The sequence below is a fragment of the Polaromonas sp. P3_B1 genome (assembly GCF_056402935.1).
This window is the reverse complement of sequence record NZ_JBFUGK010000007.1, coordinates 152,525-166,074: the sequence shown is the minus strand read 5'-3', so window position 1 is coordinate 166,074 and position 13,550 is coordinate 152,525. Positions and strand designations below refer to the sequence as shown.

At 57.7% G+C, this 13,550-nt stretch carries 15 protein-coding genes and 1 pseudogene; 7 read left to right on the top strand and 9 right to left on the bottom strand.

From position 1 onward, the window contains the following. Window positions 1-295, top strand: a 295-nt coding sequence (locus tag AC1DXS_RS06395) for a hypothetical protein (protein WP_477736691.1), incomplete at its 5' end; no start/stop codon positions are given. A 96-nt stretch (window positions 296-391) separates the two neighbouring features. On the opposite strand, the gene AC1DXS_RS06390 is transcribed toward AC1DXS_RS06395, so the two are convergent. Genes AC1DXS_RS06390 through AC1DXS_RS06370 form a run of 5 tightly spaced genes read right to left on the bottom strand, consistent with a single transcriptional unit; the run spans window position 392 to window position 3,971 of the window. Next, window positions 392-898, bottom strand: coding sequence for a helix-turn-helix domain-containing protein (locus tag AC1DXS_RS06390; protein WP_477700071.1), 507 nt, complete (start codon window positions 896-898; stop codon window positions 392-394). Window positions 899-919: 21 nt separating this feature from the next. Further along, complete coding sequence (locus AC1DXS_RS06385; protein WP_477700070.1) at window positions 920-1,375, bottom strand: hypothetical protein; 456 nt, start codon at window positions 1,373-1,375, stop codon at window positions 920-922. Beyond that, window positions 1,372-2,352: an HAD domain-containing protein gene (locus tag AC1DXS_RS06380; RefSeq protein ID WP_477736688.1), complete on the bottom strand. Its 981-nt coding sequence runs from the start codon at window positions 2,350-2,352 to the stop codon at window positions 1,372-1,374. Before AC1DXS_RS06380 ends, AC1DXS_RS06385 begins: the two co-directional genes overlap by 4 nt. Continuing rightward, entirely contained in the window at window positions 2,349-3,122 is a 774-nt protein-coding gene (locus AC1DXS_RS06375; RefSeq protein ID WP_477736687.1) for a metallophosphoesterase family protein, read from the bottom strand. Before AC1DXS_RS06375 ends, AC1DXS_RS06380 begins: the two co-directional genes overlap by 4 nt. A gap of 39 nt (window positions 3,123-3,161) precedes the next feature. Beyond that, window positions 3,162-3,971 carry a hypothetical protein gene (locus AC1DXS_RS06370; RefSeq protein WP_477673149.1) on the bottom strand — a complete coding sequence of 270 codons (810 nt, stop codon included), beginning with the start codon at window positions 3,969-3,971 and terminating at the stop codon, window positions 3,162-3,164. A gap of 140 nt (window positions 3,972-4,111) precedes the next feature. Between AC1DXS_RS06370 and AC1DXS_RS06365 the strand changes: the two genes are divergently transcribed. Beyond that, on the top strand, window positions 4,112-4,348 hold the full coding sequence (locus AC1DXS_RS06365) for a helix-turn-helix domain-containing protein (protein WP_477736686.1): 237 nt from the start codon (window positions 4,112-4,114) through the stop codon (window positions 4,346-4,348). 235 nt (window positions 4,349-4,583) lie between these two features. Here the strand turns inward: AC1DXS_RS06365 and AC1DXS_RS06360 are convergent. Both AC1DXS_RS06360 and AC1DXS_RS06355 read right to left on the bottom strand, forming a co-directional pair. Beyond that, window positions 4,584-4,733: pseudogene (locus AC1DXS_RS06360) on the bottom strand (O-methyltransferase); the annotation flags it as partial. A gap of 344 nt (window positions 4,734-5,077) precedes the next feature. Beyond that, window positions 5,078-5,470: a nuclear transport factor 2 family protein gene (locus AC1DXS_RS06355; protein ID WP_477700068.1), complete on the bottom strand. Its 393-nt coding sequence runs from the start codon at window positions 5,468-5,470 to the stop codon at window positions 5,078-5,080. A gap of 126 nt (window positions 5,471-5,596) precedes the next feature. On the opposite strand from AC1DXS_RS06355, the gene AC1DXS_RS06350 reads away from it, so the two are divergent. The 3 genes from AC1DXS_RS06350 to AC1DXS_RS06340 all read left to right on the top strand — a co-directional run bounded on the left by AC1DXS_RS06350 (window position 5,597) and on the right by AC1DXS_RS06340 (window position 9,108). Continuing rightward, window positions 5,597-6,493 carry a helix-turn-helix domain-containing protein gene (locus tag AC1DXS_RS06350; protein ID WP_477700067.1) on the top strand — a complete coding sequence of 299 codons (897 nt, stop codon included), beginning with the start codon at window positions 5,597-5,599 and terminating at the stop codon, window positions 6,491-6,493. 237 nt (window positions 6,494-6,730) lie between these two features. Then, the gene (locus AC1DXS_RS06345) at window positions 6,731-8,425 is read left to right on the top strand and encodes a sensor histidine kinase (protein ID WP_477700066.1); all 1,695 of its coding nucleotides are present in this window, start codon (window positions 6,731-6,733) and stop codon (window positions 8,423-8,425) included. Next, complete coding sequence (locus AC1DXS_RS06340; protein WP_477674324.1) at window positions 8,422-9,108, top strand: response regulator transcription factor; 687 nt, start codon at window positions 8,422-8,424, stop codon at window positions 9,106-9,108. The genes AC1DXS_RS06345 and AC1DXS_RS06340 overlap by 4 nt, the downstream gene beginning before the upstream one ends. 21 nt (window positions 9,109-9,129) lie before the next feature. Here AC1DXS_RS06340 and AC1DXS_RS06335 read toward each other — a convergent pair whose 3' ends face one another. Both AC1DXS_RS06335 and AC1DXS_RS06330 read right to left on the bottom strand, forming a co-directional pair. After that, window positions 9,130-9,693, bottom strand: a complete 564-nt coding sequence (locus AC1DXS_RS06335; protein WP_477674325.1) for a hypothetical protein — start codon at window positions 9,691-9,693, stop codon at window positions 9,130-9,132. 465 nt (window positions 9,694-10,158) lie between these two features. Then, a complete protein-coding gene (locus tag AC1DXS_RS06330; RefSeq protein ID WP_477674550.1) occupies window positions 10,159-11,289 on the bottom strand; it encodes a branched-chain amino acid ABC transporter substrate-binding protein in 1,131 nt (376 codons plus the stop codon). Window positions 11,290-11,558: 269 nt separating this feature from the next. Here AC1DXS_RS06330 and AC1DXS_RS06325 point away from each other — a divergent pair, with 269 nt between their 5' ends. Continuing rightward, a complete protein-coding gene (locus AC1DXS_RS06325; protein ID WP_477700065.1) occupies window positions 11,559-12,239 on the top strand; it encodes a DsbA family oxidoreductase in 681 nt (226 codons plus the stop codon). 107 nt (window positions 12,240-12,346) lie between these two features. Further along, window positions 12,347-13,549, top strand: coding sequence for a MalY/PatB family protein (locus AC1DXS_RS06320; protein ID WP_477700064.1), 1,203 nt, complete (start codon window positions 12,347-12,349; stop codon window positions 13,547-13,549). Window position 13,550: the final 1 nt, after the last annotated feature.

Below are 13,550 nucleotides of genomic sequence, written 5' to 3'. Positions count from 1 at the left end.
CTACCAAAGGCGGGCAACCGCAAGCAAGCTCGATCCCTACGCCGAGAAGCTGGCCACCTGGTTGGTCATCGAGGCAACAAAATCGCGGAAACAGCGGCGCACTTTGAGGCAGATCCACACAGACTCAGCCCAAAAAGGAGAAAACCAAGAACTTATCCACATCGTGAGCACCTTCTGCTCACAAAGAGTGTGGGTCAATATTCGATGGAAAACTCGGGTCAGACTTCAGTGGAATTCAACAGCCACCAAATCCAGGGAAGAATGTAGTTCGGCTCCGGGGTACAAAATCACTTAAGCAGGAGCTCCTGGATGGAGCGGATGAGTTTGACGCGCTCTAACGCATTGCACTTCATCGCGATGCCCGGTGTTTCCTCGGCTGAATAGGCGCGGCTCACAACCAAGTATCTCGACGCGTGTGAACGGCCTTGGCCATGCCGCGCATGCATTGCCACAACTCGACACGATCGACGCTGGTTTCGTGATGTAGCTGCTCAACCACATCAGCGATCAACGCGATGGACGCCTCCTCCAGGAATGCACGCACACAAGGCATTAGTTTCTTTGGATACTCTGTAGTGAGGATCGCCGCACGCAGGCCCTCGGCATCGAGTATTTCTCTATAGCTCGTGCTCGCAGAGCGTGCGGCTATCTCTAGCGCGGGTTCTCCTTTCTCCCTCTGGCGCCTTGTTGGCCGTGGATTTGAGACGAGGACACTTAGCCCTAAGACCGAGAGCAGGCGAATTGCATGGGCCCAATCGAGTTCGCCAATGGATCCGCTTTCCAATTCCTCCACCGTGGTGGGTGACAAGCCGCACAGGTCGGCAACACGCTCCTGGGTTAAACCCATGTCGGAGCGGCGGGTACGCACCGCTAATCCGATCGCAGCGAATTCATACATGATCATTGCCCGCAGCAGAGATCACCAGCGCACCCGCGAAATCTCTTCGTCCACCACATCGAGGAATACGTCCGACCTCTCCTCGGGCGTTAGCGTGTCGTATTCGGGCGGCATACCGCCCAGCAGCATTTCGATGGGAGTCAAACCGGCGTATATCTTCTGCGGGCTTCGCAAGAAGCTCCAGAGCAGGGTCGAGTTGACATCGGCCTCTAGGTATTTCTGGATGGTTTGCGTCAGCAGTGACTTGTCCAGGCGCTCGTTGAGCTGAAACGCAGGATAGCGCCGGTCATCGACTCGGTTTGGAGACGAAAGGAAAATGAATTCACCGGCAACCGCGCGTTCGTAAACCACCTCCGGCGAACACTTCAGATGATCGGCCATTTCTTGGGCTGTCAGCACCCCATATAAATGTGCAAAGCGGCCACGGTTCTCGCTGCCGACGGTTGGGTGGGGAGGTTCGACATCTGGTCCAATCATGGCATGTCCTTTCGCTCGCGCAGCAGCTGGCGCAACCGGCGCTCGTCTGCGCTAACAAACCCTGTCGCCGGATTGATGGTCAGCAGGTTCTTGCAAAAAGGCCGAAACAAATACGCCTTGTCGTCCAGGGCCAGCCAGTGCGGGCTGTAAGGCCGGTTGGCACGCAACCAGGCGATGCACTCCCATTCCCGCGGGTACAGCTCCAGGCCATCCGGAAACTGTCGAGGGTCCAGATCCTTGGAGTCAGGCGTGACTCCGACGATGCGCTCTGATATGTCGTAAGAAAAATAATGCTTCAGGGTGTCGCCTGCAGGGTCCAATGGAAAGCGAAGGCGCCAGGTTGTTGTCAACACGATGTCGACTTCCGGGAAATCACGCAGGATTTTCTGGAGCCGATCGCGGTTACAAAACCGGCTCTCCCTATCGCAAACGTCTGGATGGAGGACGCCATCGAAGTCAAGAAACAGGGTCATATATTCCTTACTGGTGTCCATCGGGTGTTTCGTGATCCGCGTCAGGTGCTCGCGGAACACGTCTTCATCGGACGGCGTGAATCCGACGCCTTTATTGATCGGCATAAGGTTGACGCTGCCGGGTGAGAACCACCAGGCGCGGTCATCTAAAGCCATCCATGGAGTCCAGGCTGGCCGATTCGATTTAAGCCATTTCAGGCATTCGGCCTCGCGCGGGTAGGGCAGCGGAGCCAGACCTCGCGATTCACGCCGGCCTAAAAATGGCGTGACTCCGATGACCCGTGAGGCGATGTCTGGGGAAAAATGCCGGCGCATGTTCGATACAGCAACCGCTTCACCTTCATTGAACCAATCGAGGCGCCAGTCTGAGGAAATGACGATTTCGACGGAAGGGAAGTCCCGCAGGATTGCTTCCACGAGAGGGAGTTGAGACAGTTTTTTTTTAGCCATGAGTGGCTCCGGATGCAGCACCCCGTCGAAGTCAAGAAAGAGAATCGGGCTCATGGCGGCGCGTTCTTGAAAACGTCCAGGTATTTTTGCCGGAAGTCCCGCTGCGCATCCAGCTCGCCGGGGACGATCACGGCGGCGTTTCCGTCCGCGTTGATGGCGGTAATACCCCGCAAGCCAACGCCGAAACTCCTGAAGCCCTGCTGACCCCATCGGTCGGAGCTATCCAGGTTATCGTGGTGGTGCCCATGCACTGTCACCTTGGCACCCATGCTTTGCGCCAGGGTGTCCAGGATTTCAAAACCGTTGTGGTGATAACCCGGCGCCTCGTGGGTGATGAGGATGTCCGCCTGCATCAAGGACAAACGATCCAGTTCGTCCGGATAAATGGTGGACCAGTGTTGGCGCGACACACCGCCTTGCCACCGGTCCTGCTGCGGCGTGGCCTGGATATGCTCTTGGCGATTGCGAAATTTTGGTGGCGTAGGCAGGCTGGGATACCAGACACTTTCCCGAAATACGCCACCCAAGCCGGCGATCCGGATGCCATTGGGCAGGGTCGCCACCCGGCCGTCGAGGTTTTTGTCTGCGAGCTTGCTGCCCCAGAGGTGATCCCAGTTGCGCTCGCTGTCGGTGTCGTGATTGCCGTGGATGTACCAGAGCTTGTCGGAAATCGGTGCCAACTCCTCGTGCAGCGGCCGCACTGGCTCCATGTCCCCCAGCAATATGACTGCTGATGCGCGCAACTCGTCGGCAGTTCGCAGGATATGGCCAAACTGCCCGTGCGGGTCGCCGCAGAACAAAACGATTTCGCCAGGGGATTTCACAGCACTCTGGGCTCCAGCAGAATCTGGGGTGACCTTCGACTACTGCTTTGAAAGCGTGGCACCGACACGCCAGCTCACCATTTCTTTATAGGCGTCGGGCTTGCCCTCATACGCCTGGTCGACCGCAGCCTGAAGGGTCTTCACCCATCTTTGGAGGTGGGCAATGAACTGGCTCTTGATGGGATCGGCTGCAATTTCCGATTTGCTCCAGCCACCGGTGAACCCTTCGGAATCCGGGAAGATGTCAAAGGTCACGTCAAGCTTCTTTGAGTTCATGCCGTCTCGGAGAACCCCAACACGAATGGCCTGTTTCTGAAGAGGTGCTGCATTTTGCGGTTGCGTGATGTCGGGCGTCGCTCCGGACTGGTATTTGTTAACGGAGACAAATGCGCAATTGGTGCCGCGGGTGAACGTCGGTTGTTCAGCACTCAGCACGACGCCGTAGATGTCCTGAGCGCCTGCGCCCCCGCCGCACGGCGTTGGGTTCGTCCAGGAAGTGTGCTTCTTGTTCTCGACGTGGGAAACCCGCACGCTTTGAACGTCACGCACTACGCCTTGCTCAATGCGCACAAAGTTGGTTCGACTCACAACATACTCACCAGTGCTCGGGTTGTCCTTATTCAGTAAGCCTTTGGACGGCGTCGCAGACAGGAGCGTCCAGCCCTCGCCAGGCAGCCAGATGGGGTAGCCGCCGGCCGTCAGGGTTGCGGTTTGCGGCATGCCAGTTACCGCATCGGCTGACGCACGATGCTCGGCGCTGCTGGAAACATACAGCTCCTGGGCTGCGACAGACAAAGAAACTGCGGCCAGTAGGGCAACGACAAAACGGCTTTTGAAGGATTTTTTCATAGAAATCTTTGCAAGGAATTGAGAGTTGGTGAGTGAGCTTTTTTCTACGCCTGGTCATTTTTCGCGGGGTAGTCGTCTGTTGGATTGTAAAAATAGTCGAATTTAGACTATTTTGCACTAATCGGGATAGTTGGCCAGCCATGGCTAACATGTTCAAAACCCGATACAGCTTGCGCTATAAGCAGTTTCTTGCCGCTTTGTGCGCTGCCAGGGAAGAACGCGGCATGACCCAGGTTGAATTGGCCAAAAAATTGCGCGTCACCCAGTCCTGGGTAAGCAAGTGCGAACGAGGGAGTAGAAGGCTGGACGTGGTCGAGCTGGAAATCTGGTGCAAAGCATTGGGAATGGACGTTCCCACTTTGCTGAGTTCGTTCTAGTTTTTTTGCCCAGGCTGGGCGGATCTGACTGGATTCCAGCCGAGTGGTCAACAGTTCAGCGTAGGGATCGCTTGTTGGCGCTGACCTTCCTTGGGTGCTGCAGCAGCTGGCGGTGGGCCCTCCGGAGCGAGCAATGTCACCCATGATAGACATTGGGTGCAATTTGTATGCTGTCGCATACATTTATATGCTGAGTACCGTCGAAATCTACCCTCGGGTCAGACCTCAGCGGAATTCAGCAGCCAAGCCGCATCGATAACTCCACGTCCTCGCCGAACGACACGGACAGGTAGCCACTGCCGGGCGAACGCATCCGGGTAAGGTAGTCCGGGCTCCGGTCGGCGTTGTCGGCCACGATCAATGCACCCGGCAAAAGGCGGCTCTCCGACTCTTTCTGGACAGAGACCGCGAGGAATCATTCTTCTCGCAAGCTGGCGTGCCGCGCCCGTGCGAGGCGTTCAGGCTGGCGCCGTTGGAGCAGGATGAGCAGCGCCTCGTACAGAAGGTGCACGGCCGCGGTCGCGCCAACGGCCGTCCAGGTCCACGCCATGCTCATGGGTCAAGCTTTCTGAGGCGCGAGCGCTGCGCGTCGCTCCAGCAGTTCGAAGAGGCCCATGCCCAGCAGCATTGCAGCGACGAACACCGCTGCCTTGATTTCGCCCATCCCATCAACCGGTCCAAGTATTTATCCGCACCCCCAGTGAGTCAGATTTCGACGGAATTCAACAGTCAGACACCCCAGAAAGCATCTTCCTGCTCGGGATCACTCGAGAACAGCCTGGCTTCAACGATCTTGCCTTCTTCGACGCGAAGCAGGTCGATGCCTTGCTGGGACAGTAGCAAGCCATCGCGCTGCCCCTTGAACTCAAGCTCCACGGTGACCCAGGCGCCATTAGCCATGTAGCGATGCGCTTGGGTGATCGCAAATGTTCCTTTGGACATCTCCATCATTCCGCCGATCATGGTTCCTACGGCTTGAAGGCCTTGGTGCGTGCCGGAGAAACGGTTGTGTCCGGGCTGGTGCCACACGATGTGCGGCGCCAGCAGAGCGCCTAGCGCGGCTTGATCACCGGATTGAACGGCTTGAATGTACTTTTGTGCAATTTCGATCGGGGTGGTCATGGCTTCCTCTGTTAGCTGGGTTGAGTGTCGGCCCTGCATTTCGCCAGGAACCGTCTGGACAAACTATAGGTTTCATTCGTTCTGCCGTCACGGTGGAAAGCTGCCGGGGAATGGTAATAATCGGACATGAGTCGAAATAACAAGGAGACGGGAAATACGCTGGAGCGGATCGCCTACGCGCCGCCGGCTGACTACGCCTTCGATATCGAGATCATTTCCATGCGGGACCTGCGCGCTCGTGCGCCTGCAGCGGACCTGCGCAGCCCGCACCGCATCGAATTCCATGAGTTGATTTTTGTCACTCGCGGCGAGTGCACACATGTGGTGGACTTTGAACCCATCCACTGTCGGCCCGGAACTGCACTGCTTCTGCAGCCGTCTCAGGTCGAGCAGTTCGACGTCGAAACGCCCTGGGACGGCTGGCTTGTTTTATTTCGTCCTGAACAACTCTTTGCATCTCAGGGAAAAACGCGCAAACCTGGCCTGATTCAGGCAGTGGCCGAGCTGCCTGTACAGCTCACCCTCGACAGTGCCGAGGCGCGGGTGCTGCGGCAATCCATCGCGCAGATGCACCTGGACGGGCGCTTGCAAGCCGGCAAGCCGGAGGCCGAGGCCTTGTTGTTGCACCAGCTTTGCGTCGTTCTCCTTCGGCTGGTTCTCGCGCACCAGCAACAACGCAGCGGCAGCAACGCCAAACCTTCAGAGCTGGATCGCTTTCGGCGATTTCGGCTTCTCGTGGATCAATCGTTTGCCAAGTGGCACACGCTGGCCCAATACGCGGATGCGATCGGCTGCACGACCAGAACCTTGACTCGAGTCACCATGAGTGTCGCGGGGGTTAGCGCCAAAGCGTATGTGGCGGACAGGATTTCGCTGGAAGCCAAACGATTGCTTGCGCACACAGGGAAGCCCGTCGCCAGCATCGCAGACGAGTTGGGGTTCGACGACTCCAGCAACTTCACCAAGTTCTTCAGGCGGGAAGCTGGATGCACGCCAATAGAGTTTCGCTCGGGTTGCCACTAGGATTCGCCCACGTATGGCCTGATGGCTTATGGCATAGTTTTTGTCTATGGGCGAACAGCGCATGAATCCGCTGAAGTTTGACTCAATTTAGAGTGACCCCCTGGGGCTGCAGCAGCCCAAAGTCAGCCTAGCACTTCAAGGTGATGTGGCACCCGCGGAGCCGAAGGTCAGGATGAAAAAATCACTGCCTCACCGCTGCCTCATAATTCAGGCCTTCCCCCTTTCTCCTGGCCCACCATGTACCGCGCACGACTCTCTCTGGCATTTGCTGCCCTGGTGGCCCTGGTGTGTATCCAGGCCACCTTTGTGTATTGGGGGGCCAACCGCGTCAATGACTATGCCCAGCACAGCCGCCTGGCGAGCGACATCCAGTCCGAACTGCTGGATTTGTCGGCCAACAAGCAGCGACTGCGGGTATGGGCCATGCAGCGCCTGATGAACACCGATGCCCAGCCGGAGCAGCGCGAGCGCCTGGTGGCTGCCATGTACGCCAGCGCCGCCAACCTCGATGACCTGGTGCGACGCGACTTGGCGTTGTGGAACGAATTAGCTCGCCGTGAAGGCGTGAGCATGCCGGCCGAGGTGCCCCAGCTCGTGGGCGTGACCGAGCTGCTGCGCGACAACATCCAGGCGGTGGAGGCGCGGCTGGCGCAGCTGGTGCCACTGGAGAAAGGCGCCAACTTTCCGGCCCTTTGGACCGAACTTACCCAGGTGTTCGACATGGCGCGCGGGCGCGACCTGCGCGAGCTGATCAACGGCGCCATTGCGCACCAGCGCACGGCCGTGCCTGTGGCGCGCGCCGCCACCGAGCGTGGGCTGGACGTGCTGCGGGCGCAGGCCGTCGGCATGGCGCTCATCACCCTGGTCGTTGCGGTGGTGCTGGCGTTGCACCTCAAGGGACGCCTGCAGCGCCCGCTGGACCGTCTGCTGCAAGGGACGCAGGCCCTGCAAGCCGGGGCGCTCGACCACCGCGTGGCCACCGGCTCCAACGACGAATTCGACCGCGTGGCCCAGCATTTCAACGCCATGGCGGCAGAGCTGCAGCAGCATCGCGCCGAGGCCGATGCAGCACGGCGCGGGCTGGAAGATGCCGTGCAGGCCCGCACCCGCGAACTGAGCGCTGCCCACGACACCCTGCAGCGCCTGGACCAGCGTCGCCGCCAACTGTTTGCCGACCTCGGCCATGAGCTGCGCACTCCCGCCACTACGATCCGCGGCGAGGCCGAGATCGCGCTGCGCGGTGGCGACAAACCGGGCGATGAGTACCGGAAGGCGTTGACGCGCATCGTGGGCGGCGTGAACCAGCTTACCCATGTGATCCGTGACCTGATGCTGATCGCCAAAGCCGAGGCCGACCAACTGGTGATGCAGCCAACCCCCGTAGACCTGCGCGCTTTGCTGGGCGATGCGGCGGAGCAGGCTGCCGCCCTGGGCTCATCACATGGAGTGCAGGTTGAGCTTCTCTTTCGTTTGTCCGACGAAAAAGAGGATGGCGAGAGAGTTGATGCGCTGTCCAGTGGGGCGGTCACGGTGTATGCCGATGCTGACCGGCTGCGCCAGGCGCTGGTGATCGTACTGGACAACGCGGTGCACTATTCGGAACGTGGCACCACAGTACGCGTGAGCCTGCGGAGCGCGCTGGGAGCTGTGGAGATTTTGGTGCGCGACGAGGGCATCGGCATTGATGCGGACGAGCTGCCTCGCGTGTTCGAACGCTTTGTGCGCGGCCGCAGGGCGCGCGCGCACCGTGCCGATGGCACGGGCATCGGCTTGTCGATTGCACAAGCCATCGTGCAAGCGCATCAGGGCCGCATCGACATCGAAAGCGAGCCGCAGCACGGCACGGTGGTGTGCATCGCGCTGCCGCTGGCGCCCGCCGAGCCACGCTCAGCAGCGGATGCCACAAGTGCCCGGCAAGGAGGACAGTCGTGAACATCCTCGTAGTGGAAGACGACGCGCGCGTGGCCGATTTTCTGGTGCGCGGGCTGAGTGCCGAAGGCTACCGCGTGGAGTTGGCCCGCACCGGTCCCGAGGGCCTGGCCATGGCACGCAGCGCCGAACCCGGCGTGCTATTGCTGCTAGACCTGATGCTGCCCGGCCTGAGCGGCCTGGAGTTGTGCCAGACCTTGCGCGCCGAAGGCCACCACATGCCCATGCTGATGCTCAGCGCGCTGAACAACACCGAGGACAAGGTCAATGGCCTGCGCCTGGGCGCGGACGACTACCTGACCAAGCCCTTTGCGTTTGAGGAACTGCTGGCCCGCATCGAGGCCCTGCTGCGCAGGGGCCGCGAGCAACGCTCGCGCGCCAGCACCCTGCAGGTGGCTGATCTGGTGCTGGACCTGGAGCGCATGCAGGCCAGCCGCGCAGACCGCCCCATCGCGCTCACGGCACGCGAACTGGCCTTCCTGGAGCTGCTGATGAGCGCGCCCGGCCGCGTGTACAGCCGCGAACGCATTCTCTCCAACGTCTGGGGCACCAATGAGGATCCGCTGACCAACGTGGTCGACGTGTATGTGCGCCGCCTGCGCGCCAAGATCGACGAAGGTCACGCGCTCGCGCTCATCAAGACCGTGCGCGGCTTTGGTTACCGGTTGGATGCCACGACAGACTGATTTGAGTGCCGTGCGGGCAGATCAGTTGCCGCTAAACGGCAGCGAGGAGTGGTGCACGATAATGCGCAGCTTGCCCGCATCGTCCTTGGCGAAGGCCCAGGTCTTGTCTACGGTGGTCACCTTGCCGTCTTTGCCCGTGAACATCACGTTGCCCATGGTGCTGGCTGAGTCGCCGGTGATGAAAACGGCGGCATTGGAAATCTCGCACTTGGTCCACCCCTTCAGCGCGAAGCCGGTGTCCTTGGGGTATGCCGGGTTACCCCCCACGAAATAGGAGAGCGCTCCCTCTCGGGTAGTGCGGAAGGTCTGGGGTACCTCAGTCAAGGTCGGCTTGAACAGTACCGCCCCCATCTGGTAGCCGTATGCACCGTCGATTACTTTCTCGGCCAGGGCTTTGGCTGCCGGCTGGCCGCTGGTGGTGTTCACCGTCGAGATATCGATCAACGCCTTGCACCAGGCTTGCTGAGCAGCCAGCACCTCGGTTTCGGAGATGGCGTGGTTGACCACCGGGCCCTTGGCTGCGGCCGGCAGGATGGCTCCTCCGATCAGGAAACTGGCAACAGCAATACAGGTAAATTTTTTCATGGATTTCTTTGATTGAAGTGGTTTAGCCCCGCCCGCAACCTGTGTTGCTGCGGCGAGAACTAGAGTTCACCAAAGCGGCATGAACACGTTCTGAACTCCGGGTTACAGCGGCGTGAGCAGCGCATGAATATCAGATGAACGACCATCTCGCGCCCGCACCTCAAGAGGGCCTGTTGGCCGATTTCAGGTAGCGCTTAATTGGGTACCGAAAGAGCCTTGGATTTCCGGCATAAAGCAGTCCAAGTAATTGTCCGCACCCCCGGCAATGGATTCGATGGCCGTCCACAGTGAGGGGTAATCGCCCCAGTGCTCGCGCACCATGCGTACAGCGCGCTCTCGTACTTCTGTGAAAATTTCTTGGTTGTCTTGCTCATGGCTCAATCCTCTCAGAGAAAAGAGCCTCCTCAGAATCCGGGGCGATTCAGCACGCCACCTTTGACGGTGGTTTTTGTTTCCGAGTGAGTTTTAGTTCAGAGCGGATTTCTTACCATCTTTGTAGACATACAAGGTGATGGCCGGGTTTTTCAACTCACCATTGGGTTCGAAACCGATGGTGGTTGTGACACCTTTGTAGCTGGTTTTGATCAACTCAGGGGTGTAGACTTTTGGATCGGTCGAATTGGCACGCTTCATGGCGTCGACCAGAACGAAGGTGGCGTCATAGGCGTACGGGCTGTACAACTGGAACTGGCCAGGGTACTTGGCGTCGTAACGCTTTTTCCAGGCTTCGCCGCCTGGCATTTTTGCCAGCGATGCACCACCTTCAGCGCACACCACATTGCCGATGGTCTTGGCGCCGGCAGCCAGCTTGGCCAGCTCAGCCGTGCAGATGCCGTCGCCGCCGAAATACTTCACATTGCTCATGCCGAGCTGCTCCATCTGGCGCAGCATCGGGCCGCCCTGTGGGTCCATGCCGCCGAAGAAGATCGCGTCTGGGTTTTTGGCCTTGACAGCGGTCAGGATGGCCATGAAGTCAGTGGCCTTGTCGGTCGTGAACTGCTCGTCCACCACGGTCATGCCTTTTGCCAGAGCGGTCTTCTTGAAGACTTCAGCAACGCCCTGGCCGTAGGCGGTGCGGTCGTCAATGATGGCGACTTTTTTCAGCTTCAGTGCATCGGCAGCATAGAAAGCCAGGCCAGCGCCGAGGGCGTTGTCGTTGGCGATGATGCGGTAGGTGGTTTTGTAGCCGGGCTTGGTCAGATTGGGGTTGGTTGCAGCGCCCGTGATGTGGGGAATACCACAATCGTTGTAAACCTTGGAAGCGGGAATCGTCGTACCCGAATTCAGGTGACCGACCACACCGGCGACTTTGGAGTCGCAAAGTTTTTGTGCGGCAGCCGTGCCCTGTTTTGGATCGGCCGCGTCGTCTTCAGCAACGATTTCAAACTTGATTTTTTTGCCGCCAATAACAATATTTTGCGTGTTCAGGTCTTCAACAGCCATGCGCGCACCGTTTTCAACGTCTTTGCCGTAGTGAGCCTGTGAGCCAGACAGAGGCGCCACATGACCAATCTTGACCACGACATCCTGGGCCGAGGCCATGCCGACCAAAGTTGCGAGAGCGGCCACTACCGTCAGTTTTAATTTCATTTGCATAACGACACTCCAATTTTTAGAAAATTACCGTAAAGGTTGAGACATTTTTTGCTCAACGGGACCGAACATATCGCAATGTCGACTCTTTTGTTTCAGGGATTCCACCTACAAAAACAAACCATCTAGTTGGTAAGATAAAGGCATGGAATATCGAAATGTTGCGCCATAATGGCAATCATTTACCTGCTGTGCACCCATTTTTTTGAATATAAAAACTACCAAGTAATCGGTTTGTTTTATGGGGTTGCATTTCTTTTGAGAGAAAAAAAGTGAAGCTAGTCAAAGTTGAAATCTGGTCGGATTTTGTATGCCCGTGGTGCTGGATCGCCAAGCGACGTTTCGAGAGCGTTGCTAAGGCTTTGGCAGAGGAAGTCCAAGTCGCCCCCACATACAAGTCGTATCGCCTATCTCCGGGGATGGTGCCCATAGGATTTAAGGCTGCACTTGCGAAGAAGTTTGGAAGTGTTCAGGCGGCGGAGGAGTTGATGGCCATGGTTTCGAAACAAGCGGCTCTGGATGGGTTGAATTACAACTTCTCAAACATGAAGTTTGGTGATACCACGAATGTGCATGCGCTCGTCAAGTCTGTTGCATCGCCCACGCTTCAAGGCCTTCTCATTGAACGGATTTTCCACGCCTTTACCTCTGAAGGCTTCAACATATTCGATCGTGACCCGCTTCAGGAAATTGCCCTGCAATCAGGAATCCTCAGCGAGCGGCTAAATCTTGATTCGTATGAATCAATTGCAGCAATAGAGCGCGATGAAGCCGAGGCAAAGCGTATTACCGGTGGTGTTCCCCTGTTCGTCTTCAACTCAAAAATTTCCCTATCAGGAGCTCAGCCGATCGAGGTGTTTGAGCAAGCACTTCGAAGGGCAGCAGAAGAGTCTCAAGCGACAGTGAGCTTGGAAAACGCTCGGGTATGTGGATCAGAGGGTTGTCGGATTTAGTACGACTGTGTAGCGGGAGAGTTTTTTAGCCACCCAGATATTTGCGGAACTTGGGTCTGTCTCAGACTCAAGGCAATGCACCAGCGTATCAAGAAAAGAGGATTTTTATGACATTCAATTTTGATCAACTGATCTCGCGCCAAGGCACCAATGCCCTTGCGGAGGATGGGTACGAGAAGTATCTATTTGGAGCCGAACCGTTGGTGCCGCCTCTACAGGTACCCGCGATGGATTTGATGTCCATGTGGGTTGCAGATATGCAGTTCGCTGCGCCGGACGCGGCCATCGACGCGATGCGTGAGCGACTGGCCCATCCCATCTTTGGATACACGATGAACTTCGATGACCAGTTGGACGCCGCCTTCGGCGCGTGGTGCGATAGAAGATACGCCTGGCGTTTTGATCGCGAGGAAATGCTGATATCGCTGGGAGTGATCCCGGCACTTTTCGGCCTTGTGGAGTACATCTGCAATCCCGGCGACAAGGTGTTCAGCCTGACACCTTCGTACGGCTACTTCAAGCATGCAGTCGTCCAACGCGACAGGATGTTCGAAGTTTCTCCTTTGCATAAAAAAGACGATGGAGACTACGAGATTGACTTCGAGGACTTCGAGCGTAAGGTTTGCGATCCAGCTGTGAAGATGTTTTTTCTTTGTCACCCCCACAACCCAACCGGTCGTGTCTGGACCGAGCAGGAGTTGCGCCGCATGGGTGAACTTTGCCTAGCCAACGGCGTCAAGATTGTGTCTGACGAGATTCACTGTGACTTGACTCGCACCGGGGTGATGCATGTGCCACTGGCTAAGCTTTTTCCGAGCAGCAAGGACATCATCACCTGCATGGCGGTGAGCAAGACGTTTAACCTAGCCGGAATGATGATCGCCACCGTGATCATCCCTGATCCCGAGCTTCGTACTGTATGGAAGCGAAGGCACTACCCGTTCGTCAATCCGATCAGTCTCGCTGCGGCGGTCGGGGCCTACAGAGACGGCGAGGCCTGGCTTGACGCGCTCAGGCAATATCTAGACGACAACTTTGCGCTCATGCATCGCTGTCTCTCGCTTTGGCTGCCTAAGGCCCGGTTCCATATTCCCCAGGCCACGTATCTGGCATGGGTGGATTTAAGCGCCTATTTTGACGAATCCATCAATCTGACAAGGTTTTTCCTCGAAAAGGCTGGCCTGCTCCTGGAGGGAGGAGAAATGTTTGTGGCGAACGGGGCTCAATGCATTCGATTGAATCTTGCATGCCCGCGAATACAAATAGAAGAGGCTTTGAAAAAGTTGGCGGCTGCGATCGCGTCGCGTTAGA